At 39.4% G+C, this 26,920-nt stretch carries 15 protein-coding genes and 1 pseudogene; 4 read left to right on the top strand and 12 right to left on the bottom strand.

Features of this window, described 5'->3' with window-relative positions; genetic code table 11:
* Nucleotides 1-87: 87 nt before the first annotated feature.
* The gene (locus tag H4J54_RS08395; RefSeq protein WP_182190425.1) at nucleotides 88-987 is read right to left on the bottom strand and encodes a hydrogen peroxide-inducible genes activator; all 900 of its coding nucleotides are present in this window, start codon (nucleotides 985-987) and stop codon (nucleotides 88-90) included.
* 297 nt (nucleotides 988-1,284) lie between these two features.
* Between H4J54_RS08395 and katG the strand changes: the two genes are divergently transcribed.
* Complete coding sequence (katG, locus tag H4J54_RS08390; protein WP_182190424.1) at nucleotides 1,285-3,507, top strand: catalase/peroxidase HPI; 2,223 nt, start codon at nucleotides 1,285-1,287, stop codon at nucleotides 3,505-3,507.
* Nucleotides 3,508-3,618: 111 nt separating this feature from the next.
* Here katG and H4J54_RS08385 read toward each other — a convergent pair whose 3' ends face one another.
* Entirely contained in the window at nucleotides 3,619-4,440 is an 822-nt protein-coding gene (locus H4J54_RS08385; protein WP_182190423.1) for a M90 family metallopeptidase, read from the bottom strand.
* Nucleotides 4,441-5,003: 563 nt separating this feature from the next.
* On the opposite strand from H4J54_RS08385, the gene H4J54_RS08380 reads away from it, so the two are divergent.
* Nucleotides 5,004-6,284: a sensor domain-containing diguanylate cyclase gene (locus tag H4J54_RS08380; RefSeq protein WP_259366936.1), complete on the top strand. Its 1,281-nt coding sequence runs from the start codon at nucleotides 5,004-5,006 to the stop codon at nucleotides 6,282-6,284.
* 219 nt (nucleotides 6,285-6,503) lie between these two features.
* Here the strand turns inward: H4J54_RS08380 and H4J54_RS08375 are convergent, their stop codons facing one another.
* From H4J54_RS08375 to H4J54_RS08345, 7 genes and pseudogenes are all read right to left on the bottom strand, one after another.
* Complete coding sequence (locus tag H4J54_RS08375) at nucleotides 6,504-8,693, bottom strand: OsmC domain/YcaO domain-containing protein (RefSeq protein ID WP_182190422.1); 2,190 nt, start codon at nucleotides 8,691-8,693, stop codon at nucleotides 6,504-6,506.
* 294 nt (nucleotides 8,694-8,987) lie between these two features.
* Nucleotides 8,988-11,597: an exo 1,3/1,4-beta-D-glucan glucohydrolase gene (locus tag H4J54_RS08370; RefSeq protein WP_182190421.1), complete on the bottom strand. Its 2,610-nt coding sequence runs from the start codon at nucleotides 11,595-11,597 to the stop codon at nucleotides 8,988-8,990.
* Nucleotides 11,597-12,871, bottom strand: a complete 1,275-nt coding sequence (locus H4J54_RS08365) for a sugar MFS transporter (RefSeq protein WP_182190420.1) — start codon at nucleotides 12,869-12,871, stop codon at nucleotides 11,597-11,599. Before H4J54_RS08365 ends, H4J54_RS08370 begins: the two co-directional genes overlap by 1 nt.
* A 283-nt stretch (nucleotides 12,872-13,154) precedes the next feature.
* On the bottom strand, nucleotides 13,155-16,160 hold the full coding sequence (locus tag H4J54_RS08360; RefSeq protein WP_182190419.1) for a TonB-dependent receptor: 3,006 nt from the start codon (nucleotides 16,158-16,160) through the stop codon (nucleotides 13,155-13,157).
* A 586-nt stretch (nucleotides 16,161-16,746) separates the two neighbouring features.
* Nucleotides 16,747-19,410, bottom strand: a pseudogene (locus H4J54_RS08355) (family 16 glycosylhydrolase); the annotation flags it as partial.
* 266 nt (nucleotides 19,411-19,676) lie between these two features.
* A complete protein-coding gene (locus tag H4J54_RS08350) occupies nucleotides 19,677-20,507 on the bottom strand; it encodes a LytTR family DNA-binding domain-containing protein (RefSeq protein ID WP_182190418.1) in 831 nt (276 codons plus the stop codon).
* Nucleotides 20,508-20,510: 3 nt separating this feature from the next.
* Nucleotides 20,511-21,632 carry a sensor histidine kinase gene (locus H4J54_RS08345; protein ID WP_182190417.1) on the bottom strand — a complete coding sequence of 374 codons (1,122 nt, stop codon included), beginning with the start codon at nucleotides 21,630-21,632 and terminating at the stop codon, nucleotides 20,511-20,513.
* A 214-nt stretch (nucleotides 21,633-21,846) separates the two neighbouring features.
* Between H4J54_RS08345 and H4J54_RS08340 the strand changes: the two genes are divergently transcribed.
* Together H4J54_RS08340 and H4J54_RS08335 are read left to right on the top strand one after the other, a co-directional pair.
* Nucleotides 21,847-22,479 (top strand): TetR family transcriptional regulator C-terminal domain-containing protein, encoded by a 633-nt coding sequence (locus tag H4J54_RS08340; protein ID WP_182190416.1) that lies wholly within the window; start codon nucleotides 21,847-21,849, stop codon nucleotides 22,477-22,479.
* 45 nt (nucleotides 22,480-22,524) lie between these two features.
* The gene (locus tag H4J54_RS08335) at nucleotides 22,525-23,511 is read left to right on the top strand and encodes an MDR family oxidoreductase (protein WP_182190415.1); all 987 of its coding nucleotides are present in this window, start codon (nucleotides 22,525-22,527) and stop codon (nucleotides 23,509-23,511) included.
* Between the two features lie 208 nt (nucleotides 23,512-23,719).
* Here the strand turns inward: H4J54_RS08335 and H4J54_RS08330 are convergent, their stop codons facing one another.
* From H4J54_RS08330 to H4J54_RS08320, 3 genes are all read right to left on the bottom strand, one after another.
* Nucleotides 23,720-24,163 (bottom strand): hypothetical protein, encoded by a 444-nt coding sequence (locus tag H4J54_RS08330; protein WP_182190414.1) that lies wholly within the window; start codon nucleotides 24,161-24,163, stop codon nucleotides 23,720-23,722.
* A 75-nt stretch (nucleotides 24,164-24,238) separates the two neighbouring features.
* Nucleotides 24,239-24,922 carry a 2OG-Fe(II) oxygenase gene (locus H4J54_RS08325; protein WP_182190413.1) on the bottom strand — a complete coding sequence of 228 codons (684 nt, stop codon included), beginning with the start codon at nucleotides 24,920-24,922 and terminating at the stop codon, nucleotides 24,239-24,241.
* A 344-nt stretch (nucleotides 24,923-25,266) separates the two neighbouring features.
* On the bottom strand, nucleotides 25,267-26,871 hold the full coding sequence (locus tag H4J54_RS08320) for an ABC-F family ATPase (RefSeq protein ID WP_182190412.1): 1,605 nt from the start codon (nucleotides 26,869-26,871) through the stop codon (nucleotides 25,267-25,269).
* Between the last annotated feature and the right edge of the window lie 49 nt (nucleotides 26,872-26,920).

The raw sequence follows: 26,920 nt of genomic DNA, 5'->3' as shown, positions 1-26,920 counted from the left end.
ATTTGATAAAATCAATAAAATACTTCTAAAAAATAGATACACAGCAAAGCTAACTGGCTTGGTTAACGCTGTGAAGATTAAAGCCCATTAGCACTTTTCAGTTAACTCTTGATTAAATATATCCCTTAACATTGTTAGCTCGTTAGTTCTGACATAGTTAGGACGAATAATGAGTGCAATGGTGCGATGTGGGCCAGGTTCATTTAAATGTATGGCTCTAATTTCTGACTCGTTGTAAATCAACTGATCTAGCGCCATTTGTGGCACTAAAGTTGTGCCCAGCTTACCCGCTACCATTTGAATTAAGGTATGCAAACTCGCTGAATCAAAGTCAGACTGTTGTTTGTCACTTTTCATACTGCAAGCCGCTAATGCGTGATCTTTTAAACAGTGACCATCTTTTAATAGCATAAGTTTGTCAATTTCTAATTCTGCACTGGTAATTTCTTTTAGCTGACTCGGGCATTCATCTTTATGGCTGACCCAATAAAAGTCTTCTTGCCAAAAATCAAAGCTCATTAAACCATCTATAGGAAATGGCAGCGCTAGCACAGCAGCATCAATATCACCTCGCCTAACCATATCGACTAATACTTGCGATTGTTCTTCAATTATTTTCAATTTAAAGTTCGGATATTGTCGCCTAACCTCGGGTAATACTTTGGGCAGCAGGTAAGGTCCAATAGTCGGAATAACACCTAGAGTCATCGGATGCACAAATGGCTGGTTATTCGATTGGGAAATTTGTAAAAGTTCATCGATTTCGAGCTTAACCGTTCTCGCTTTATTTAAAATGAGTTGGCCATAACTGGTAATTAACACTTGCTTATTGTTGCGCTCAAAAATGCTGGTACCTAATTGCTTTTCAAGTTCAATAATAGCGGTACTTAATGCGGATTGTGAAACATTGCAAGCATCTGCTGCCTTCTTAAAATGTAAGGTTTTTTCAACAGCAAGCGCATAATGTAATTGTTTTAATGAGATCATAGTTTTCCATGCTAGTTACCTGCGAGAGCGCTAGGTTAAGGTTAATAGTTATTATTGAACATAAAGCCTAGTTTAATCAGTTTTTTATTACCTTGTTAAGCTTAATTTTTATTCCCGCGAATATTTACAACAAAAAAGCAATACAAGCCACTGATTTAAAATCAGTAAATTTTACATTCAAAAAATAGAACACTATCTTCCAATCAATCAATTATCAAAACCAACTATTCAGTTCTATACTCAAAAAATATTGATTTACACAAAAAATCAACAGTCAGAAAACACAGAGGAACTAAAATGCTTAAAAAAACATTATCATTAGCTGCTGCTATTTCAGTGGCACTTACAACAATAACCTTATCAACATCAGCACTGAGTGCTGATGCCGCTAAAACCAACCAATTTTGGTGGCCAGAGCAGCTAAATTTAAGCCCACTACGTCAACACGGTGCTGAATCGAATCCTTATGGCGAGGAATTTAATTATGCTAAAGAGTTTGCCACTGTAGATATAAACAAATTAAAACAAGATATTGAAACAACATTAACTGACTCAAAAACTTGGTGGCCTGCAGATTGGGGACACTATGGTCCATTGATGATTAGAATGGCATGGCACAGCGCCGGCGTTTATCGTGTACATGATGGTCGAGGCGGGGCTTCAGGTGGACAACAACGTTTTGACCCCTTAAATAGTTGGCCTGATAATGTCAACTTAGATAAAGCTCGACGCTTATTATGGCCAGTAAAGCAAAAATATGGCCGTAAAGTTTCATGGGCTGACTTAATGGTGCTTTCTGGCAATGTGGCATTAGAATCAATGGGCTTTAAAACCTTTGGTTTTGCCGGTGGCAGAAGTGACGATTGGGAGCCTGATTTAGTTTACTGGGGTCCAGAAACTGTCATGCTTGATGACAAGCGACGCGACAGTAAAGGTAAATTAAAAGGCCCACTTGCCGCAGTAGAAATGGGCTTGATTTATGTTAATCCTGTTGGGCCACATGGCAACCCAGACCCGCTATTAGCAGCCAACGATATTAGAATGTCGTTTGGTCGTATGGCGATGAATGATGAAGAAATAGTCGCGCTAAGTGCTGGTGGTCATACCTTAGGTAAAGCTCACGGTGCGAAAAAACCTGATAAGTGTGTTGGTGCAGAACCTGCAGCCGCTGCTATCGAAGAGCAAGGTTTAGGCTGGAAAAACAAATGTGGTACAGGTGTTGGCGCTGATGCAACTGGCAGTGGTTTAGAAGGTGCTTGGACAGTTACACCAACAAAATGGTCTTCTAACTACTTAGATAACTTAATGAATTTTACCTGGGTAAAAACTACCAGCCCAGCGGGTGCCATTCAGTGGACCCCTAGCGATCCAGCTGCGGCTAATTTAGTGCCTGATGCACACATAGCTAATAAACGTAATGCACCCATTATGTTCACCACTGATTTAGCTCTGAAAAAAGATCCAGAATTTCTTAAAATTGTTGAGCGCTTTAGAGCTAACCCAGAAGAATTCGATAAAGCATTTGCCAGAGCTTGGTTTAAACTAACTCACCGTGATATGGGACCACGTGCTAGATATGTCGGCTCAGAAATACCGAGTGAAATATTATCATGGCAAGACCCGATCCCTGCGGTTGAACATCCTTTAGTTTCAACCGCTGAGATCAGTGAACTAAAACAACAACTACTTGATTCGGGCCTAACCACCTCAACATTAGTCAGAACAGCATGGGCGTCAGCGGCCAGTCATCGTGTTACTGATATGCGTGGCGGAGCTAACGGAGCACGAATTCAACTTGAGCCACAGAAAAATTGGCCCGTAAACAACCCGGTTGAATTAAGTAAAGTGTTAGCTAAACTTAAGTCAATTCAAAGTGATTTTAATCAGCGTTCGCCAAGCAGCAAAGTCTCGTTGGCTGACTTAATTGTTTTAGGTGGTGCAGCGGCAATTGAACAAGCAGCAAAAGCAGCAGGACATAATATTGTTGTGCCTTTTAATGCCGGTCGTACTGATACGACTCAAGCCCAAACTGATGTGAAGTCATTTAATTATTTAAAACCCAATGCTGACGGATTCCGTAATTATTACGATGAAGAAAGTTATATGTCACCAACTGCCATGCTAGTCGACAAAGCAAATTTACTGAGCTTAAATGTACCCGAAATGACGGTATTAGTCGGTGGTATGCGCGTACTTAATGCCAATTTTGATGGCTCAGATTTAGGTGTACTAACCAAAAAACCTGGGTTATTAACGAATGACTTTTTTGTCAACTTACTTGACATGTCAACCGTATGGCGCAAAGACAACAATCAAGCTGGGGTATATCAAGGTTATGATCGCATGTCAGATGAACTAAAATGGCAAGCAACGCCTGTTGATTTAATCTTTGGCTCTAGCTCTGAATTACGCGCTATTGCGGAAGTTTATGCTTCTGACGATGCTGAAAATAAGTTTGTTACTGACTTTGTTAATGCTTGGGTTAAGGTCATGCAGCTTGATCGCTTCGACCTAAAGTAGGCCTGAAATAGGCCTAAAGTAAGCTTACTATAAGACTAATGTAAGCTAGTCAGGATATTCTAGCGAGTATTACCCAAGGGTAATACTCGCTTTTTTCTTTAACCTTACGTATTACCAGTACAACGGATTAACTCTATAATACTGATTAAGCTGTTGATAAAGCTTAGGATGCTGTTGGCTAAATTGCTTAGGCTGCTCAAAAAAAACTTCGCTGGCAACAGCGAAAAATTCTGCAGGATTTGTTGCACCATAATAATCAAACAGTGATGGTGCACCTGTATTTGCTTGTTTTTTTAAAATTTCAAACTGTGATGAAAAAATTTCTGACCAACTCTGATAACTTTGTCCTGCCGCTAATATAGGGGCACCATTGGCTCGGCCATTTTCTTGATCAAGTTGGTGAGCAAATTCATGGATCACAACATTATGGCCATCATCAGGAATTTTTGCGCCTACTAAGGTATCTTGCCACGACAATACCACTTTACCAAAATCCCAAGACTCGCCAGCCAAGACCATTTTTTGGGTAAACTGTACACCGTCACCAGTACGGGTTTGCTGCTGTTTCACAAAAGCGCTTGGGTAGACTAATATCGACTGTAGCTTTGGATAATAATTAGTTTTTCGATTGAGTAATAACAAGCATGCTTGTGCTGCTATAGTAATTTTTATTTCATCGGTAATCACTACCCCGTTACAACCGACAAACTCTTTTTCTGCCAAAAAAACCTGAATATGTTGTTTTAATTGCAACTGCAAATCTGCTGGCATTTGCCTAAAGTACGGCATTCTTTGCTGAATTATTTTTCGCCATTGTTTCTTAAAGGGTTTAGCTTTTATCAATCGACGTTTATATGCCAACCAATAAGGCTTTCCAGCCAAATAAGCCATAAGTAATAAAGCAATGAACACAGGTAAAAAGTAAGAGAACATAATAAATCATACGTAATAAGCTTTGTTATTAAGTGCGGACAAGTTATGCAAATATCAAATTATTTTCCTGATAAAAAATAAATAAATAAATTTAAACAAAATTTGAACTTACATGTAAACAACCACTCTTACTATGTGAGAGACTTACTTCCCTGAGTGTTTTATGTTTTTATAATGCGTTTACTTTTTTAGGTAAACGCTTTTTTTTGTCTGAAATTTAGTCAAAACTTAACCGCTATAACCACGACTAAATAATTATAGCCTTTGACTACGCATGATTTTCGAGCTGTTCTATCAACAGATTGGCTGTAAGCTCTAAAATACGATAACTTTTACTAACACACAGTCAGTTTATTTCTACAAGTTAGCGCTACCAAACAATCACTTTGCTACGAAAGCTGATAGTAGATAACAACAACCTAGGCCGAAAGAAATTCACCTATGTTGGAGGTCAAAGAGTAGAATCGCCCACTCGCTAGTTGCGATGAGATTAAAATTAAACTAGTATACCGACTTGATATATATTGAATTTTACCTTTTACCTTTTACCCTACGGTGACAATTTGAGTAAAGAAAAAGATCCGACATCCACTTTTAATGACATCAAAAGTGAAGTATTAGACAGTATAGATTCCTTTATTTATACAAAAGACTTGTCTGGAAAATATACTTACGCAAACCAAGCTATTTTAGACTTATTTGAAAAAAAATTGACTGATGTTATTGGCTATGATGATAGTCATTTTTTTGATTTAGCCATTTCTAGACAATTAAAAATAAATGATGACTTAGTGATGAATAAAGCCATTAGAGTAGAAAGTGAAGAAAAAAATTTCATTAAAGCTAAAAATGAAACTCGTATTTATAAAGTAGTTAAAAAACCACTGTATAAAAGTGACGGTAGTGTCGATGGTATGAGTGGGATATCTACTGACATCACCGCGGAAAAAAAGTTACAAGAGCAAGTCAGTAACCAAAGTTATTTACTTGCTACCATGTTAAATAATATCGATGCTCATATTTATATAAAAGATTGCGAACGGACCTTTTTATACGTAAATAATCGTGTTGCTGAATTATTTGGTGATAAAGCAGAGAACATCATTGGTAAAAAAGATACTGAGATTTTACCAAAAGACATTGCCGAACACTTTTATCAATCAGACAAGCAGGTTTTTGAAAAAAATCAAAAACAAGTAATAGAAGAAACTACTCATAGCAAAGATGGCAACACATCTCATTACATCAGCACTAAAATCCCCTTTAATCAGCCGAATAAGCTACCTGCGTTAATTGGCTTCTCCAGTGACGTAACTGAATTATATAAACTAAAAGAAGAATTTAAAAAACTTGCTAATACTGACCCATTAACTAATTTATATAATCGTCGTTTATTTACAGAGCAAGCGGAAAAAGAATATCACCGCGCAAAACGCTACTCATTATCTTTAACAGTCATGACCATTGATATTGACCACTTCAAAAATATAAATGATAAATTTGGTCATCCTGCTGGGGATCAAGTATTAATCGAGGTAGCGAAGCAGCTTAAAGCTAACCTAAGACAAATCGACATTTTAGCCCGTATTGGCGGTGATGAGTTTTTTATTCTTTTACCTGAAACATCTGCAACGGCGGGCATGAAACTAGCAGAACGTTTAAGATCAGAGCAAAGTAATTTGAAAATCATTGGTGACTGGCAAGGCGAAATAAAGCTTTCAGTCAGTGTTGGTGTTTCAAGTTTTCTCTCTGACGACGAGTCATTTGATACTATATTTTCTCGCGCTGACAAAGCCTTATATCAAGCAAAAAACTATAGTCGAAATAAGGTGATGTACTTATAAAAAGTGCCAATATTTTATTAATCAAACTTTAATATTTTAAAAAAACATGCATTTTATGGCACTTATTACAGTCATTATGCGCAGATATACTCCTCCTTTGTAGCTGTAAAATAAACATCAATCACAAAAAAGCCAATACCTATAGTTAGGTATTAGCTGTTAAATTTTATAAAATCAAATAAAACAATTCGCTAAAAAACTAGCAGATATTGGCTAGGGTTATTCGCTTGCCGCTTGATTTTTTCGTGCTTGATGAAGTTTTTTATAGCTGTCGATTAATCTCAAATGCTTGTCTAATCCGTCTAAGTTCATACCGGTTTTAGTCAGTCCAAAAAACTTCACTTCGCCCATCACTGAATCGATGACATTATTCATGGTATTTTCACCAAACATTCTATTGAGGTTGCCAATAAAATTTTCAAGTTCCATGTCTTCGTCTAAGGTAATTTCAAGTACCGCCTGCATCGCTTGATAAAACAAGCCACGTTCAACCGTATTGTCATTAAACTGTAAAAACGCTTCAACCAACTCCTGCGCGTCTTCCAATGCGCCTAAGGCCAAATAAATCAGTATTTTCAGTTCTAAAATTGTTAACTGACCCCAAACCGTATTTTCATCAAATTCAATACCGATTAAGGTTCTAATATCGCTATAATTATCTAGCTGGCTATCTTCTAAACGTGTGACTAAACTTTCTAGCGCGTCGTCATCTAAGCGATGAATATTAAGAATATCTTCGCGGTAACTCAGTGCTTTATTGGTATTATCCCAAACCAAGTCTTCTACTGGATAAATTTCTGAATAATCAGGGACTAAAATACGACATGCCGTAGCGCCGAGTTGATCGAATACCGCAACATAAGCTTCTTTACCTAAGTCTTGTAAAATAGAAAACAAACGGCTGTTTTCTTCCTCACTAGTACCAGAAAAATCCCATTCGCAAAATTCATAGTCATGTTTATCACTAAAGAAACGCCACGAAATTACGCCGGTTGAATCAATAAAGTGTTCGACAAAGTTTTCTGGCTCAGATACCGCAAGACTATTAAAGGTTGGCCTTGGCACATCGTTTAAACCTTCAAAACTACGACCTTGCAATAACTCAGTTAAGCTGCGCTCTAACGCTACTTCAAAACTTGGATGTGCACCAAAAGAAGCAAATACACCACCGGTTTTTGGGTTCATTAAAGTCACACACATAACAGGAAATTGACCTCCTAACGAGGCGTCTTTAATCACCACAGGAAAGCCTTGAGCTTCAAGTGCGTCAATACCCGCAAGAATGCTCGGATACTGTTCAAGCACGCTTTTAGGCACATCAGGTAAAACAATTTCTTGTTCTATTATTTGTCTTTTTACTGCCCGTTCAAAAATTTCAGACAAACACTGTACTTGCGCTTCCGCTAAGTTATTACCCGCACTCATGCCATTGCTTAAGAATAAGTTCTCAATCAAATTTGATGGGAAATATACTGTTTCGCCATCCGATTGACGTACATAAGGAATCGTACAAATACCACGTTCAAGGTTGCCTGAATTGGTATCAATAAGATTTGAGCCACCTAGTTCGTCGTCAGGATTATAAATATCAAGACAGTAATCATCTAAAATACCGCTAGGTAAATCATCACTTTCATTTAATTTAAACCACTTTTCATTGGGATAATGTACAAAGTCACTATTGGCAATGTCTTGACCCAAATACTGATCGTTATAAAAGAAGTTACAATTAAGGCGCTCAATAAACTCACCCAAGGCTGAACAAAGTGCACTTTCTTTCGTTGCGCCTTTACCATTGGTAAAACACATCGGCGATGCCGCATCACGAATATGCAGTGACCAAACATTAGGCACAATATTGCGCCATGAGGCAATTTCTATCTTCATGCCAAGACCTGCCAATATCGCGGTCATGTTGGTTATAGTTTCTTCAAGGGGTAAGTCTTTACCTAAAATAAAGGTACTGGCTTGTTCTGCCGAATCCCCCATTAACATGGCCTGCGCGTCGTCCTCAAGACTGTCAACGAGTTCCACAACAAATTCTGGCCCCGTTTGTACTACTTTTTTAACCGTACAGCGATCAATTGAACGAATAATGCCTAAGCGATGTTTTTCAGAAATACTTTCAGGAAGTTCAACTTGAATTTTGAATATTTGCTTATAGCGATCTTCAGGGTCAACAATATTATTTTGTGACAGACGAATATTTTCGGTTGGAATATCGCGAGAGTTACAATACACCCTAACAAAATAAGCCGCACACATAGCAGAAGAAGCCAAGAAGTAATCAAATGGTCCTGGCGCAGCGCCATCACCTTTATAGCGAATAGGTTGATCCGCGACGACGCTAAAGTCATCAAACTTAGCTTCTACTTTTAGGTTATCGAGAAAGTTAACTTTAATTTCCATTGAATGGGGTCCCACAATTGATTGCTGTCATAGCCAAGATTTCAGCTTGAAATGTTGCCAAAGAGTATATTGTTCTTAATGAAGTGAATTATCGTTTTTTTTGCCCAAATAGTCTTGGGTTAATTGCATAAAGTGACAAATTAACTACTTTAGGCTGACAATGAGGTCACGGAAAGAGTGAATAAGCTAAGGTCAAGGTTAGCGCGATGAAGTTTTTACTTTATCTTTAAAAACCAAGCGACAAAAAGGCCGGTTAAAATACCGACCTTACGCAAGAAAATAGCATTTTCGCGTCTATGGACAGTGAATAGTAACCTGCTCTTGCCCTGCTAACTGCGGCTCAAAGCGAATATTGCTTATCGATAGTTTAACAGCCGCTGTACTATAAAGTGCAAACGGTGAAACAATTCCATTCATTTTCACACCTTGTTCAGCAAAGCACTTTAAGCTAATGGCTATATCTTGCCATTGCCCTTGTGGCAAAGCTTGCAGCTGTTTTTGAATATCAATAGCGGCTCGGCAACTTCCCTTTGCATCCCCTATCGACTCACAATGCAGTTCAACATTAACCGGTTTATCGATATCGCCTTCACTTTTTACTGTCATCACTAACACTGAGTTTTGCTCAAGTTCAAAAGCAAGGTCTTCTCTAAAGCTGCTTGAAAATATAACGCCGGCTTTAGCATTACCATTCGTTTCAAGACGAAAAGCATCTTCTTGCACAACTTTATCGACCGTTCGATATACTACACCCGGTAAAGTGGCACTATTAGAGAGTAACTCTGTCGATTGCTGCTCCGAGGTTAAAAACATTCGCCACGGCTTTGCAACTTTACCGGAAAATATAGCGGTATTTTTAACGATACCTTCATCCGTACTTGCTTGTTCAGATAGGTTATCAGATAACAACATTTCGTCTGCTTTGCTTTGATAGGTTAAGCCATAACCATAAGGCAGTAATGGCTCATAAACTTCATCAAATCGGTTAACGATTTGTGTCGAGCTTTTTGGCCACGAAAATGAAAGCTTACCTTTAAAGTCGTGTTGTATTTTATTGTTTACATCGCTTAACAATACATCTGCAACCGCTTTACCTTCTGAACCCGGCAACCAAGCAGCGACAAATGCGTCACTGGCATTAAGCTCCGCATTTACCCAGAGTGGTCTGCCCGTTATAAAAACACTCACCACAGGAATACCTTGGCTTTTAAGTTTTTTTAATAAAGCTAAATCAGTTTGCATGCCGCGTTGGTAAGCTAAATTATCTTTATCACCATGACCTTCTGCATAAGGTTCTTCACCAAAAACCACAATAGCAACATCTGGCTGTTGTGAAAACTGACCATTTTCACTCAAGGTAATAGTCCCACCTGCAGCATTAACTTGCGCAGCTAAGCCATCAAAAATTGATGAGCCACCAGGAAAGTCTTCATTACTGTTATTAGTCCCCTGCCACGTAATGCTCCAACCACCTGATTGCTTACCGATGTTATGTGCGGCGTCACCTGCCACCAAAATATTTTGCTTTGGCGAAAGAGGTAATATATTAGCCTTGTTTTTCAATAAAACTAATGACTCTCTTACCGCTTGTTGAGCCACTTTACGATGCGCTTCACTGCCAATTAATTCAGTTTTTCCAGAAAATAGTCGATTAGCTGGGCTAGGTTTATTAAATAAGCCAGCACGTAACTTAACCCGTAAAATACGGCTAACGGCATCGTCAATTCTAGCTGGTGGAATAATACCTTGTTTGACTTGCGCTATGGTATTTTCCATTAACGGCTTCCAAGCATCGGTTGGCACCATAAAAATATCTAAGCCCGCATTCGCCGCTTGTGGACAATTTTCATTACTACAGCCAACAATTTGCCCATGGCCGTTCCAGTCACCCACAACAAAGCCGTCAAAGCCCATTTTATTTTTCAAAACGTCAGTTAACAAATAACGATTACCGTGAATTTTATCTCCATGCCAGCTATTAAATGATGCCATAACAGATTGTGCACCCGCCGTTAAACCACCAACATAGCCTTGGGCATGCAGATCATATAAGTCTTGCTCTGATGCGAGGTTATCACCTTGGTCATCACCGGCAATTGTACCGCCATCGCCAATAAAATGTTTTACGGTACTGATCACCCGATCATCGCCTAAAAAGTCATTACCAGCGTGGCCTTGTAAACCTTTAACCACTGAAGCTGCATATAACCTGACAATTTCAGGGTCTTCAGAATAGCCTTCATACGTTCTGCCCCATCGGTCATCTCTGACGGTTGCCACTGTCGGTGCAAAAACCCAATCAATGCCGGTCACCATCACTTCTGTGGCGGTAATTTTTGCTATTTTCTCAACTAACTCAGGATTATTCGCCGCACCTAAGCCAATATTATGTGGAAACAAGGTCGCACCAATAACATTGTTATGACCATGAACCGCATCAGTACCCCACATAGTGGGAATAGTTGAGCCATCTAAAGAGTCATCAATAGAGGCTTGATACATAGCTTCGGCTAATGCTATCCAATCTTGCGGAGTTGCATGCTTATTATTGTCTGGAAAAGCGCCACCACCATTAAGGTATGAACCAAAGCCATATTTGCGCATATCTTCCGGCGTAATATCGCGAATTTCAGGCTGGATCATTTGCGCTACTTTTTGCGCTAATGTCATATTAGACAATAAACGCTGCACTTGACGCTCAAGTGCAGCATCTGCTTTTACTTCTGAGGCAATAGTCGGCCAAATTGACAGGTTTTTCTTAACCAACACTGATTTTTCAACAGCGATCTGTTCCGAGACTATTTCAGTGGTATCTAAATCAGATTCAACCTTAGCACCAGAATTACAAGCCGCTAATCCCAATGCAGAAATAGTGGATACAAAGAGGTAAGTAAATTTATTCATTACGCTTGTTCCTTTAAAATAACAGCCGTTGGTTTCGAGCCAATTAAACCGTAAGAAACAATATAGATGTAACAAAATATGGGTAAAACAAAGGATAATTGCACACCAACAATGTCAGCAAGAACACCTTGTAGTAATGGCACAATAGCACCACCTACAATCGCTAAGCACAAAATACCTGCACCTTGGCTGGTATGTTTACCCAAGCTATTTAGCGCTAAGCTGAAAATAGTAGGAAACATAATCGAGTTACATAGTCCGACTAGCAGGATTGCCCACATCGCTAAACTACCACTGGTTAACATAGCAATAGTCACTAAAATCACAGCGAAGAAAGCATTAAAGGCAAGTGTTTTACCTGCATCAATTCTTTGCATTACCGCAGCACCAATAAAGCGTCCAACCATGGCTCCGCCCCAGTAATAAGTCAGGTATTTAGCCGCTTGAGACTCTTCTAAACCGCCAATATTGGCTTCGCCAAAAAAGTTAATTAAAAAACTACCAATTGACACTTCAGCGCCTACATAAACAAATATGCCCAAAGCGCCTAAAACTAAATGACGATATTGCCAAGCTGAGCCTGTCACAACTTCGTCTTCTTCGGTCTCTGCACTGGCGATATGAGGTAACTTCAGCCAAGCAAAAATAGCCGCTAATACCAGTAAAGCAGCGGTAAGTATTAAATAAGGTACTTTTACAGAGTCTGCAGAAGGTGCTGCAGCCATCGAATTAGCGGCTTCATTTAGAATAAACAAACCACCTAAATATGGTGCAACCGTTGTGCCTAAAGAATTAAACGCTTGGGTCATGGTCAATCTTGAAGAAGCTGACTCTGTTGGTCCAAGTAAAGTAACATAAGGATTCGCGGAAACTTGTAAAATCGTGATGCCACTGGCTAATACGAACAATGCTGATAAAAACATCGCATAACTATGCATTGATGCTGCAGGGTAAAACATTAAGCACCCTAACGCGGCGACAAGTAAGCCTGCAACAATACCTTTTTGATAACCCACTTTTTTCACTAACTGTCCAGCAGGTAACGAAACGATAAAGTAGGCACCGAAAAAACAAAACTGTACCAACATCGACTGAGTATAAGTTAAATCAAAGATGGCTTTTAAATGTGGAATAAGAATGTCGTTTAAGCAGGTAATAAAGCCCCACATAAAAAACAAAGAGGTTAATGAGATCAGCGCGAAGCGATTTTGGTTAGGTGCACCAATATCAGCGGTGCTATGTTGTTTGTCTAATACGACCGAAGTACTAGCCATAAGATAAATTCCTAAATTGAGAAGAACACGATGTGGGCTGCGCCAAAGTTATGCGCTAAAAAGCGGCTTAAGCAACACCAACATGGAAGTAAGAAAGAAGTGCGCTTAGGTCTTATATAAGCGCGGCTTACAACCGTCTATTAATTAAAACTATAAGGCGCAACTAGCGTGTAATGAGGGCGATATTGTTGAGTAAATATACTCTTAGTAACAACATAGCCCGCATCACTATACGCATAGAAAACTGGGTACCTTAAATGAATAGCTCGAATTTAAATGGCGGTTAATTATCCATGGTGTATCTAAAGCCAACGGTATATCTTGGGCCGTATTGAGCGGCACTCAAGAATTGGCTTTGGAAACGACTAAATGTACGCTCAGTTTCGTTGGTTAAGTTAACGCCTTCGAAGAACACAGTCATACTTTCGTTTACTTCGTAGTTAACACTTAGATCCCACTGAAGATACTCTTCGGCATATTGTGGTGGAGCACCTTGGGCATCAGGTAAGCCTTGACCAATTAAATACTCATCACGCCATGCACCAGTAATTTTGACAGACAAACCATCTTTCTCGTAAAACCCTTGCAAGTTAGCAGAATTACTTAATCCTGGAAGTACGGGTTGAGAAGCCAATTGGTAGTTATCGTATTCAACGTCACCGTCAACAAAAGTGGCATTAAAGCCAGCACCAAAGCCAGTTTCACCAAATAAATGCTGAATAGACAATTCGATACCGTTAACCTTACGTGAACCAACATTTTCTGGTGAACTTATAGTCCATTCAATTAGTGGGTCAGTTGCAGCATCAGGTAATATGCGATTGTTCTCACCGATACCAACACCATTAGCAACAATCTCATTGTATATAGCTGAATCAGTAGCTTGTTCACCACGCCCTGTTATAGCTGATACAGCACTATTCCAGCGTTGACCTAGGTATACATCATGTAAGCCATTAAAGGTTGTTTTAACTTCAGCGTTGTCAATCCAGTCATCAACATCTTTCCAAAACAGGCCTATAGCAGCATAACTTGCTTCGTCATAGTAGTACTCAAGGGTTAAGTCTATGTTAGTCGATTTAAATGGCTGTAAGTTTGGATTACCGCGACTACCACTTCTTGAATTCAGTTTTGGCGATGACGTTAAGCTCAGGTTACCGAGCATATCACCAAGTGTAGGTCTGGTGATGGTTTGTCCCCATGACGCCCTAGCAACTAAATCATCACTCAGGTCGACTTTTATATCTAACATAGGAAGTAATAAGTCGTATTTACCTTCAAAGTCAACTTCCACCAACTCACCACCACTGGCAAACTGAGTGATCCATTCTGAACCACCGGCCCAATATACTTGCTCAGCAACTCGACTTTTGGCCGGGCTAACAATGTCAGTTTCTTCATAACGAACGCCAAGGTTTACTTGAACGTCATAGCTACTCACTTCAAAATCCCAAGCGGTTGAAAGGTATAAACTGATGGTTTCTTCTTCTACTTTGTTAACTGGAAAACCATCAAAACTACCTATTTCGTATACGTCACTGCCAACCACATCTGCGGTCAAAAATGCACTTTGCCTAGCAAAAGCTTCATCAAGGTCAAATGTATAGGCATAACCTGGCGCAACACCGTTAGAACCAAAAGAAAATTCATCAAGGAAATTACTCAGGTCAACTCTTTCAAACATGCTATCTGGGAATATTTCAGCAAAGGTGCCATTATTGAATCCAGGCGCATTAGCATTGTTAGAGCCTCCAGAGCCACTCAACGTCTGTTTAGTGTAAGCTACACCAAATCTTAGCGTTTCTAGGCCAAAATTGGTGTCTATTAACAACTTACCATCTAATTGAACTTGTGATACTTCCGACTCTCCTGGTGTTCTACTAAATATACTGAAATTAGAACCAATTTGATTTGGGTTAATCTCTTGAGAGCCATTGTTCCAGTTAATATTAAAACCTGGTACATCACCTTCACGGAAAAAGTATTCTTTAGAAGCAAGGTCAGCCGATCCTAAAATTATTCTTGCATTAGCATTAAGACCTGAGTCTTTGCCATTGTCTGTGGTAGTTTTAGAATTGTGAGCATCAAAAGTAAAGCTCAAGTCATTGGTTGCATACCATTCAACGTTAATCCCCGTAGCTTTTGAATCGACTTCACTGGTTTCGCGAAACGAAGTAAAAGAGGCATCATCACCTGCAGAGTTGTAATAAATAGCCGTACCATTTTCATCTAGTTCATAGGCATTAGCATTGCCACCAAATGAGCCATTCCAAATTCCCCAAGAAAGCGAATTGTTGCCTGTTACCGCATTTGAAACTGTGTGATCAAGGGTAAAAATTAAATCATTCGTAGGAGCAAATTGAAAAGTTACCTGAGCATTAGTACGTTCGCGTTGTACATCATCTTTTCCAAAACTAACTTCTTGTGGAAAGAAAGAAGCAGATACATATTCGCCATTTTCTCCCTCGTTTGGATCAAAAAACTGTCTGGCAACATTTCCTTCGGCATCGACAGGACGGTTGTCAATAATATTTTCATCATCGACGGTTAAGCTTGGGTTGACTAACCAAGAACGTACATTAGCGGCTTGTCGTTGAAAGTCTCTGCGATGATAAGAGAAGTTTGCCGATAGACCAAATCGTTCATCATCAAAGGTATTACTATAAATACCGGCAATTTCTGGTGTGACATCATCACCTTCTTTTACCGATGTGTCGTGGATTCCTTTGGCCATAAAAGAGAATTTTTGACCTGGATTTTGTAATGGCTTCGCCGTGACAATATTTACCGTCGCACCCAACCCACCTGTTGGCGCTTCTGCACGAGCGGTTTTCATGATCTCTAGCGAGCTTACTCCCTCAGATGATAGATTTTCAAAGTTAAATGAACGCGTAAAACCTGTCCCTGCCATTTGACGACCATTTAAGGTTACTAAGTTAAAGTTTGGCCCAAAACCACGCACGGTAATTTGGCTACCTTCACCGTTAGCACGACTAACCGAAACACCGGTAATACGTTGTAAAGATTCTGCTAAGTTAGTATCAGGGAACTTACCCATTTCTTCTGAAGAAATCGCATCTACGACCCCTGACATATCACGTTTAATATTCATCGAGCGAACTAAACTCCCGCGAATACCTGATACCGTAATAACTTCTACATTAGCTTCTTTTTCTGCTAATGCGTCTTTGTCTGCTTCTTCAGCAAACGCGTGTTGGCTAAAGCCAGAACTGATAATCGCTGATATACACACAGCTAAGTGTTTTTTAGAAAATGTTAAATGTTTCATATTAACCCTACTTAGTTAAAATTAGTCTCAGCTGGCGACATTAAGTCGCACGAGCTTTTTAATTACGTGTTTATGGTGCAGTTATCGCGACATTATCTAGTCGATATACTGCTCCATCACCCGTTCCCCAAGCAGGGAAAACCATAATTACATCAATTTCACTGGTATCTAAACCTGCATCAAATAAGTCTACAAGATTAAAAGTATAGGTTTGCCATTGACCCACAACCGGCGCAGCTCCTTCTAAACTATCTGTTAAGTTCATTTCAACGGCAGAGGTTGTAGCTCCAGCTTCAATTTTAAACTTCCATACCGCTGACGCGTCATTAGGAGCACTAACCATTTTCATATCAAACTTAACAACACCATTTTGTTGTATACCGCTAGCATCATAGAAAACACCTTCATTGGCTAAAAATCCCATAACAGTTGGTGTGGCACCGATAGCAAATTCTGCAACCATACCCTGGTCAGCATCATCATTTTCTTCCGTTGGCGTTGAACCCGCACAACAATCCCAAATAGGCCAATCAGGGTTTTGAGCATTGTCATACAAGGTTAGTCCTTGTGGTGCAGGAACACTGGTAGGATCATAGATCATGACGTTATCTAAGCGATACACTGCGCCTTCACCTGTGCCCCATTCTGGGAACACCATGAGCACGTCAATCGCACTTAAATCTAAACCGCCATCAAATAGGCTTTGTAGTGAATAAGTATAGGTTTGCCATTGACCAACCACTGGAGCTTGCCCTTCATTGCTTGCGCTTAAATCAAACTCAACAGCAGAGGTAGTATCACCGGCTTCGACTTTAAATTTCCACACAGCACTTGCATCATTTGGTGCAGTAAGTACTTTCATTTCAAATTGCACAACGCCATTACTTAGTAAACTTGAAGCATCTAAATAAACATCGTCGTCAGCAAGTAAGCCCATAACGGTAGGAGCAGCGCCAATAACAAATTCAGCGGTCATACCATGTTCGGTATCGTCATTTTCAAGGGTTGGTGTCGAACCACCACAACAATCCCAAATGCTCCATTGCTCTTTAGCAGCGTCAGCAAATAATACGTGGCCATTAAAACCTGTTGAAGCACTCGGATCATAAATTTTGGCATTATCAACACGGTATACCGCACCTTCACCAGTGCTCCAAGCAGGGAATATCATAATGACATCGATAGCACTAACATCTAAATCAGCATTAGCTAAATCAGCTATGTTAAAGGTATAAGTTTGCCATTGACCAGCAACAGGAGTTACCCCTTCAACGCTGCTCGATAAAGGTAATTCAACCGCTGAAGTATTGTTATCAGATTCAACTTTGAATATCCAAGAAGCACTTGCATCGTTTGGCATAGCCACAACTTTCATATCGAATTGAATAACACCATTAGAAATAATGGCAGACGCGTCAAATGGCGCCGGAGTTTCAGTGTTGTCTATGCGAGAAATAAAGCCCATTACCGTTGGTTCAGCACCGATTGAAAATTCAGCTACGTTACCGTGAGCGTCATCATCTAATTCAACTGTTGGGATAGAACCACCACAACAATCCCACATTGGCCAGCTTGGGTTTTCGTTATCAGTAAAAATAACAAGCTCAGGAGAAGCACCCACATCACCTTCAATTTTCATATTTGTAATTAAATACTCAGCACCTTCACCAGTTTGCCAAGCAGGGAAAACCATCAAAACATCAATCGCACTCAGGTCTAAGCCTTTTTCTTGCAGCGTAGCTAATGAGAAAGTATAAGTTTGCCATTGGCCAACAATTGGGTCTAAACCTTCAATACTGGTATTAAGCGCAACATCACCTGTGTTTGGTCCGCCGTCACCAGTTTCTGCTTTAAATAACCATGTAGTAGCAGATGTAGGAGCAGTCACGACTTTCATTTCAAATGACAATTTGCCGTTTAAGTCGAGTAGAGGAGATGCATCGAATGGGGCTGAAACACCGGTAAAGTCAGTAGGGAAATGTCCATCTCTGGTTGAAAATCCTAACACTGTACCGTTATTGTCATTGATATTAAATTGAACTACGTCGCCTTTGTCTGCATCAGCAATAATTGCAGGTGTTGTACCGCCACAACAATCCCATGCGGTCCAGTTAGCCTCTAAAGAGCCATCAAAAATAGCGATATTTTTAGCAACACCGTCACTTGGTGGTAATGGCACTGGTGCTTTACCTTCAACAAGAGCATCTTCCTTGTTATCGTATCCTGGTCTCACGGTTTCACAACCTTTACCAGTTTCAAGGTCAGACTGACATTGATAAACTCTTACATAATCGACTACATATTTGTTTTCAGCATGAAAAGCGCTTGTATCAATACCTGTATCGTTGACGCTTTCAGGCCAGCTACCACCAACGGCAAAATTAAGAATTAAATAAAATTCTTTATCAAATGGTGCAGTGTCCCAATGGGTTTTAAGTTCACCAGAGACTTGGTCGAAGTATTCGGTGAACCAACCTCTGTGCGCTAGGCCAACCGCTTCATCTTTACTGTTGTAACGCACTTTTGATTGGCGCTGTGTCGCATATAAGTAACCATCCATATACCAACGAATTTCACCTTCTTGCCACTCTATGGCATAAGTATGAAAGTCATCTGCTGGGTTTACACCATCAGCTAAGCTATAGGCTTTACCTGAAGATGAATTGTCTGGCCAGCTCTTACCATAATGAACAGTACCGTAAATATGATTTTCTGTGGTGCCATCTTCTCTAGCAGCACCTAAATTAACCGATTCAAAAATATCAATTTCACCCGAACGTGGCCATTCGCCATATTCTTCATCACTAGGCATCATCCAAAAGGCAGGCCAACTACCTTGCCCTGAAGGAACTTTCGCTCGCATTTCAACTCGACCATATTTAAAGTCTGTTTTATAACGAGTGCTCATTCGCGCTGAAGTATAAGGTAGTGCAGCGCCATCTTCGGCAGGCAAAGCAACAAGGTTTAACATGCCATCTTGTATGAATGAATTGTCTGCGCTATCGGTGTAACATTGCTTTTCTTGGTTACCACCACCGGCACAGTTAACTTCATGTGTCCAGTTTTGCGCATTGATAGTTTCGCTATCAAATTCGTCACTCCAAATCAAAGCCCAATCACTGACGGGTTGTTGTGGATCAACTTTATTTATTTCAGTTTTAGTTTCAGCACTACTACCACCACACCCTATTAAGGTGATGGTTGAAAGTAAAGCAAGCAAATGTGTAATGTTTTTTGCAGCTTTTCTCATAATTTAATTTCCAATTACCCAACTATTTTTGTTGTACTAAGCAAACTCGCATGGTTCTAATTATGTTATTTAATGCGAATTAATTAGCAGCATAGCTCGGCAGTCATAATTGCTATTTACCACACAACTAAGACTACCCCCTGTAATCATACTGATTCAAATTACAAATAGTTACAAACAAAATGCGCTATGGTGGTTATAGCGTGCGGCATGGAAAGATCTAGACGCAAACAAGGGGTAAGGCGTTACAAAAATACGACAAATGGTTAAATTTGTTTGGCTTCTACAATTTTTTTTATGGTTGAACTGTAATTACGACTGACCTTTAATTGTACGTCATCACCTAACTCAAGAATACTTTCACTGTTGCGTAATGGTTTAATACTTTTAATGCAATTAACGTTAACTAATGTAGATTTGTGTATGCGAGTAAATATTTTAGGGTCGAGCTGACTGACCAGTTTTTTCATGGTTATTCGCACTATATGAGTCTCACTGGGTGTGTGAACACACATATAATCACCTGCCGCGTCAATCCAGCGAATATCTTTTATCGGTAAAAATATTTTTTCTTGATCGTTATTTTTAATCACTAATTCCTGATTAAAAAGTGTTGGTAGAGGTAAGTCAGTTGCTAGCCAATTTTCTAGCTCAGTGACCGCAATACCTGAAGTTTCTCCCAAGGCACGTAAAAGTTTGAATTTTTCTTTACTTGAGTCTACCGGTTTGACCCGTTGCATTATGCGCTCTACCGTTTTTTGTAAGCGCCCTAAGTTAGCTGGTTTTAACACATAATCAATAGCATTAAGTTCAAAGGCTTCTAAAGCATATTCACCATAAGCACTAACAAAAACAACCATAGGCAACACATCGGCCTGTAATGCTTGTACCACTTCAATACCATTTAGCCCTGGTAAGCGTAAGTCTAAAAACAGCACGTCTGGCGATAAGGTTTGACACAAGTGAATGGCTTGGTCGCCATCGCTAGCTTCTGCGATAACTTCAATTTCTGGTAATTTTTCCAACCTTAGTCGTAAACCTTCCAAGGCAAGAGGCTCATCGTCAACAATAATTGCAGTTAGCGGTAAATTGATCATATGTTAAACCTTTTTCTCAAAAGGAATAGAAATAGAAACCATGGTACCGCCCTCTTCAGTATCTGTAATATTGACTTCATAATCACCGTTAAACATAGCACTTAATCTTGCTTTGGTATTACTTAAACCAATACCAAAACCATCGCTGACTTTACCTTGACTTTCTTGGCCGTTGTCGACAACTTGTATCAATAAACGATCAGTCGATTTTTTAGCACTGATTCTAATTTTACCACCCGATTTTCTTAATTCAATCGCATACTTAATGGCATTTTCCACTAAAGGTTGTAACAACATACAAGGTACTTGGCAAGCCAATGCTGTTTTGCAAACATCTATTTCTACGTTTAGGCGATCGGCAAACCTGACCTTTTCAATGGATAGATAAAGCTCAATGAGTTCAAGCTCTTTTTGTAAACTTGTTTTACTTTTGTCATTTTTATCTAATGAATAGCGGAAAAACTCACACAATTTATCAAGCATTTCATTAGCGGTTTCATTCTCGTTTTTATAAATTAGAGTTGATATGGCGTTCATGGTATTGAACATAAAATGTGGATTAAGTTGATAACGCAACATTTGTAACTGAGCGTCTTTAGTCGCTGTTTGCGCGCGCAGCAGCATTTCATGCTCACCTTGCAACTTAGTGTTATACAGCATAATAAAATAGATGGAGGTCCAGACAAACATAGTGGTTAATGAAAACATTAACCAACCACCAAACTCTAATGTATTCCACGCCTCATTCCATTGTTGCTGATAAACCACCATTTTATAAAAACTTAGCTTAATAACATTAAATAACAACCCTAATGAGGCGGCCGAAAGAAAGCTTAAAAATAAGGTTTTTCTAAGTGGTAAATGAACAATTTTACGGATTAACTGCCACTGTAAATAAGATAAAATAAAACCACTGAGGGTTTCTAGCACCAAATTTATCATCTGCCCTGAAAAATTAAAATCTTGTAGCGCCATTTGTGGGCGAATAATAGCTAAAAATACCACCACAGCGTAGCCTAACCAGCCCGTAATTTGTAAGGTCCAAAATTGGTGACTTTGCTTAGAAAAAGCCTGTGGCCCTAATCCCAGTGTACTTTCTTCATGATTTACTGCTGTTATTTCCATTCTAATTAAGTCACTTAATTGGCCACTCTATACAGCAACGATATAACAAATTCCATCAAACGAGCAACAATTGCGACAAAGCGAGTCAAATTTGCGACAACACAGCAAAATACAATAATAAGATAGCCTTATTTATAAAAACATTAACCGCTTAAAAAGCGCAGAAATTTTTTATACCTTGCATTTAAATAGACGATCGGTCTAATATAGGTTTATGAACAAAAATGATGCAGTAACTAAGCGTGGCAGACCGGCAAAATCAGGTCGAGATAGCAGTCAAACAAAACAAGCGCTAGTACAAAGTGGCGTTGAATATTTTACTGAATTTGGTTTTGCCTCTTCTGGTATAGATCAAATTTTAAAGAAAGTGTCGGTACCCAAAGGTTCTTTTTATCATTACTTTGCAAGTAAGGAAGCTTTTGGTATAGCGGTTATTGAAGAATATAGTCACTATTTTGCTAAAAAATTAGATTTACACCTGCTCAATGAAACCAATAAACCGCTAGTCCGTATTGTCAATTTTGCTAACGACGCTAAAGAAGGCATGGCAAGATATAATTTTAAACGCGGTTGTTTAATTGGTAATCTCGAACAAGAAGTTGGCCTATTACCAGAAAGTCACCGGCTACAACTATTAAATACTTTTGAAGTTTGGCAACAGAAAATGACCTGTTGTCTACAATTAGCACAACAAGAAAATACCATTCCAGCGTCACTTGATTGCACAGCCTTAGCGAGTTTTTTTTGGATGGGATGGGAGGGCTCTATCGCTAAAAGTAAATTGACCAAAAACTTAACGCCCATCGATACTTTTATCGATGTATTTTTGCAGTTAATTGCAAAGTGATTTTTTAACTATATATAGACCCCCTGGTCTATTTTGGAGAAAGTAATGTTTAACAGTTTAGTGATCAATAAAGATGATAGCCAAGGCTACCACGCCGACATTAAAGCACTAAGTGAAGCAGACCTAACTGATGGCGATGTGCTCATTAAGGTGCTTTACAGCACAATTAATTATAAAGATGCCTTAGCCATTTCAGGCAAAGCCCCAGTAATAAGACGTTTCCCTATGATACCTGGTATCGATTTAGTGGGTGTGGTTGAGCAATGTGATAATGACAAATTTAACGTTGGCGATCATGTGCTACTTAATGGCTATGGTGTTGGTGAAAAGTACTTGGGCGGTTTATCGCAAAAAGCCCGTATTAATAGTGAATTTCTCATTCCATTACCTAAAGGCATACCGCCATTTAATGCCATGGCAATAGGTACAGCAGGTTACACCGCAATGCTATGTGTCATCGCGTTAGAAAAACAAGGTATTACACCAAAAAGCGGTAATATTTTAGTGACTGGCGCAACCGGTGGCGTTGGCAGTTTTGCCATTCGCATTTTAGCAGAACTTGGCTACACAGTAACCGCATCAACAGGAAGTGATAAACAAGCGGCGTATTTAAAAGAGTTAGGTGCGGATGAAATTATTGACCGTACAGAGTTATCTGCCCCAGGTAAGCCACTAATGAAAGAGCGTTGGGCTGCAGCTATTGATTCTGTAGGCAGTACAACACTGGCCAATGTTTGTGCCAGCATCAACTACGGTGGTTGTGTCGCCGCCTGTGGTTTAGCACAAGGTATGGATTTTCCATCAACGGTAGCACCTTTTATCTTAAGAGGTGTCTCTTTACTCGGTATCGACAGTGTTATGCGCCCAGAGCAAGACAGATTAGACGCCTGGCATCGACTTGAGCAAACGCAGTTGGCTGATAAAATATCACAAATTTCAACCACAGTTGGCTTACATGACGCTATTGCTGTGGCCAACAAGTTACTTGATGGTGAAGTTACCGGTCGGGTTGTTGTTGATGTAAACGCTTAAATGACTAAGCGCTAGAGATGAATAATCATCTCTAGCGCATTTCATCGAAAAATTTTTTAATGATTTTTTTATCAGTTTTTTGATCAATTGTCGATAATCACTAAGCCGTATTAATTATTAGCCTGATGTTAGGTCACTTTACTTAGACCGACTTAGGCTTAGTTCAACTTGAGCTTAACGTCCCTTTACTCAGCTAAACGACACTAGACTAGATATTAATGGCTCTAATAAGAAAGTAGCTTGGCCAAATTTCTCGCACTTGCCGCTCCCAATTTGGATCCACTTTGCCATTAGGTAATTCTAGCAGCCAAAATTTTGCCCACCTTTGAACATTTTTACCTGATTTACTGAGCTTTAGTGGCGAAAATCGGCGCTTATATTGTTTGCCTTGATATTCAAAAACCGCATTGCTTCTAGCTCTTTTATGCAAAAGGTCTAACTCTGCAGTAATAAGTTCGACCTCTGACAAGGGTAAGATCTGTTGATTTTTTAAGCAAGCCAATATCTCAGCTTTTTTTATGCTCACCTGCATATAAACATCGATATGTGGGGTGTACACCATTCCGGTTAAACCATAAATAGAGGCTAATTCTCTATCGGCTAATGCCTTCAAAGGCAATAACTCTTGGTTAATATCACTTAGTTCACTCATTACATGCAGCTTTTTCTTCAATTTTGGCAATTACAATTCCCCGTAACCTTATATTACATGACTTTATTTTTTACATTATCTTGGCGGATCAATATTATTAGCGATACTGGTATTTAATCTAAACCATCCTGCAATAGCATAACGATCGCGTAAAGCAGGTAACACTTCATGAGGAAACTCTTCACTTAAAAATACAACAATAGTGCCAGCATTTGGTATTACCGTTATTTTATTGCCGGCAATAACACCAGAGTCAAGGTCTTGCTCAGGGTAAATGATCAATTCACCGCCATCTTCAAGCGACCAATGCTGATTAAGATACACCACCACAGACAACACACGATTATCTTCGCCTTTAAAAGCATCTTTGTGTAGCTTGTAAAAGTCGCCTTTACCGTAATGGGAAAAATGACTTTCAAAAGAAAACAAACCTAAAAATAAATGCTTGTTTAAATAATTTTGCAGTGACCCTGCCCAATTAATCCAAGCACCACTAGCTTCGGTATTACCCGTTATCCAACAAACTTCATCCGTGCGAATAGCATCATTAATAACATGATCTTTAGCTCGGCCAATACCCGCGCGTTTAAAATTTTCATCCGCTAATTCATCGATCTGTTGCAATAGCAAGGTGGTCAAATTTTTAGGTAAGGCATCAAGGCTTATACTGTAACCTTTATCGACAAGATTATTCGCGATTGATTCAAATAGTGACAAGTCATCATCGAGTAAACTCGATTGAACTAAGCTCAACGACATTCTGTCATTGGAGGGCAAACTAACATTATGCTGTTATTCTAATAAAATGAAATATGCCTCATAATAACACTATGCGTTTGCATTAGCGTAGGCTTTCATGGTCACAAGACAATTAAAAAAAATTGGATAGGCAATAACGTTAAGCTGCTAGGTAACTTGTTGAGGTAGTTTTTAAGAACTTGATTCGACTAGTAGCAATAATAACGCTGACCGCGGGCTAACAAAAATTCATTGATTAATTGCCCCGTATTAAAACTAAAAAGCAAGGTACATTCGCTGTACCTTGCTTTCTTCAACTGGCTGTTAATGCAGTCTTTTAACTTACACTCGCTAAGTTTTTATTACTAAGCGATTTTTTTCACTTGCACTTGGCTATCAAGATATTCGTCTAACGAGCCTTGAAAATCAATTAACTTTTTATCTTTAATATCAATAATTCGTGTAGCTAAGCTTGAAACAAATTCGCGGTCATGGCTGACAAAAATCAAGGTACCTTCGAAATCTTTCAAGGCATTATTTAACGCGTCAATCGCTTCAATATCCATGTGGTTCGTTGGCTCATCCATGATCAATACATTGATATCAGCCATCATTAACATGCCGAATAACAAGCGGTTCTTTTCACCACCTGAACAATTACGGGCTTTTTTATTGGCATCGTCGTCAGTAAATAGCATACGACCTAACATGCCACGAACACTTAAATCGTTGTGACAAGGTCTACGCCATTGTGACATCCATTCCATTAGCGTTAAGTCGTTATCGAAAAATGAACCACTGTCTTGTGGGCAATAACCCACTGATGCATTTTCAGACCACTTAACCACACCTTCAACGTGCTCTAACTCGCTCATTAGACAGCGTAACAAGGTAGTTTTACCTGCGCCGTTTTCACCAATAATAGCTAACTTAGCGCCGGCTTCTAGTAATAAGTCACCTTTTTCAAATAATACCTCGCCATCAAAACCGTGGCTTAAGTTTTCAAGCTCTAAGGCTTGACGGTGCATTTTTTTACCTGGAGCAAAAGCAATCTTAGGCGTGATACGACTTGATGATTTAACATCATCCAGTTTAATTTTGTCCATTTTCTTTGCACGAGAACTGGCTTGTTTCGCTTTTGAAGCATTAGCACCAAAACGGTTAACAAAGTCTTGTAGTTCAGCGATTTCAGCCACTTTTTTGTCATTACCCGCTAATAACTGTTCACGTAATAAGCCAGATTGTGCCAAATAAAACTCGTAGTTACCTGGATAGACACGAAGTTCGCCATAGTCAATATCAGCCATATGCGTACAAACAGAGTTAAGAAAATGTCTATCATGCGAAATAATAATCATGGTGCATTTACGCTTGTTCAACTCACCTTCTAACCAACTAATAGTATGAATATCCAAGTTGTTGGTCGGCTCATCAAGTAATAAAATGTCTGGGTTAGCAAATAGGGCTTGTGCAAGTAGCACACGTAATTTCCAACCTGGCGCAACTTGCTGCATTGAACCGTAATGAAAAGACTCATCAATACCGGCTTCTAATAAGATTTCACCGGCGCGACTTTCTGCCGTGTAGCCATCCATTTCTGCAAATTGGCTTTCTAAGTCACCAACACGCATACCATCGTCTTCGCTCATCTCAGCTTGTGCGTAAATAGCATCTCTTTCTTGCTTAACTTTCCATAACGGCATATCACCCATGATCACAGTATCGATAACATTATGTTTTTCAAAAGCAAACTGATCTTGGCCCAAGGTACTGACTTTATTACCTGTACTTACCGATACGTTACCTGAGCTAGGCACTAAGTCGCCACTAAGTATCTTCATAAATGTAGACTTGCCACAGCCATTTGCGCCGATCAGACCGTAGCGGTGACCGTTGCCAAATTTAGCCGAAATGTTTTCAAATAACGGCTCTGCGCCAAATTGCATTGTAATGTTCGATGTAGTGATCAAAAGATATTCCTATTTTCCGTTAACTAAGCTCATTAACTAGTAAGTGCTA

The organism is Colwellia sp. MB3u-8 (assembly GCF_014076985.1).
Classification (GTDB): domain Bacteria; phylum Pseudomonadota; class Gammaproteobacteria; order Enterobacterales; family Alteromonadaceae; genus Cognaticolwellia.
The sequence above is the reverse complement of the archived record's forward strand: the minus strand, read 5'-3'. Positions and strand labels throughout refer to the sequence as shown.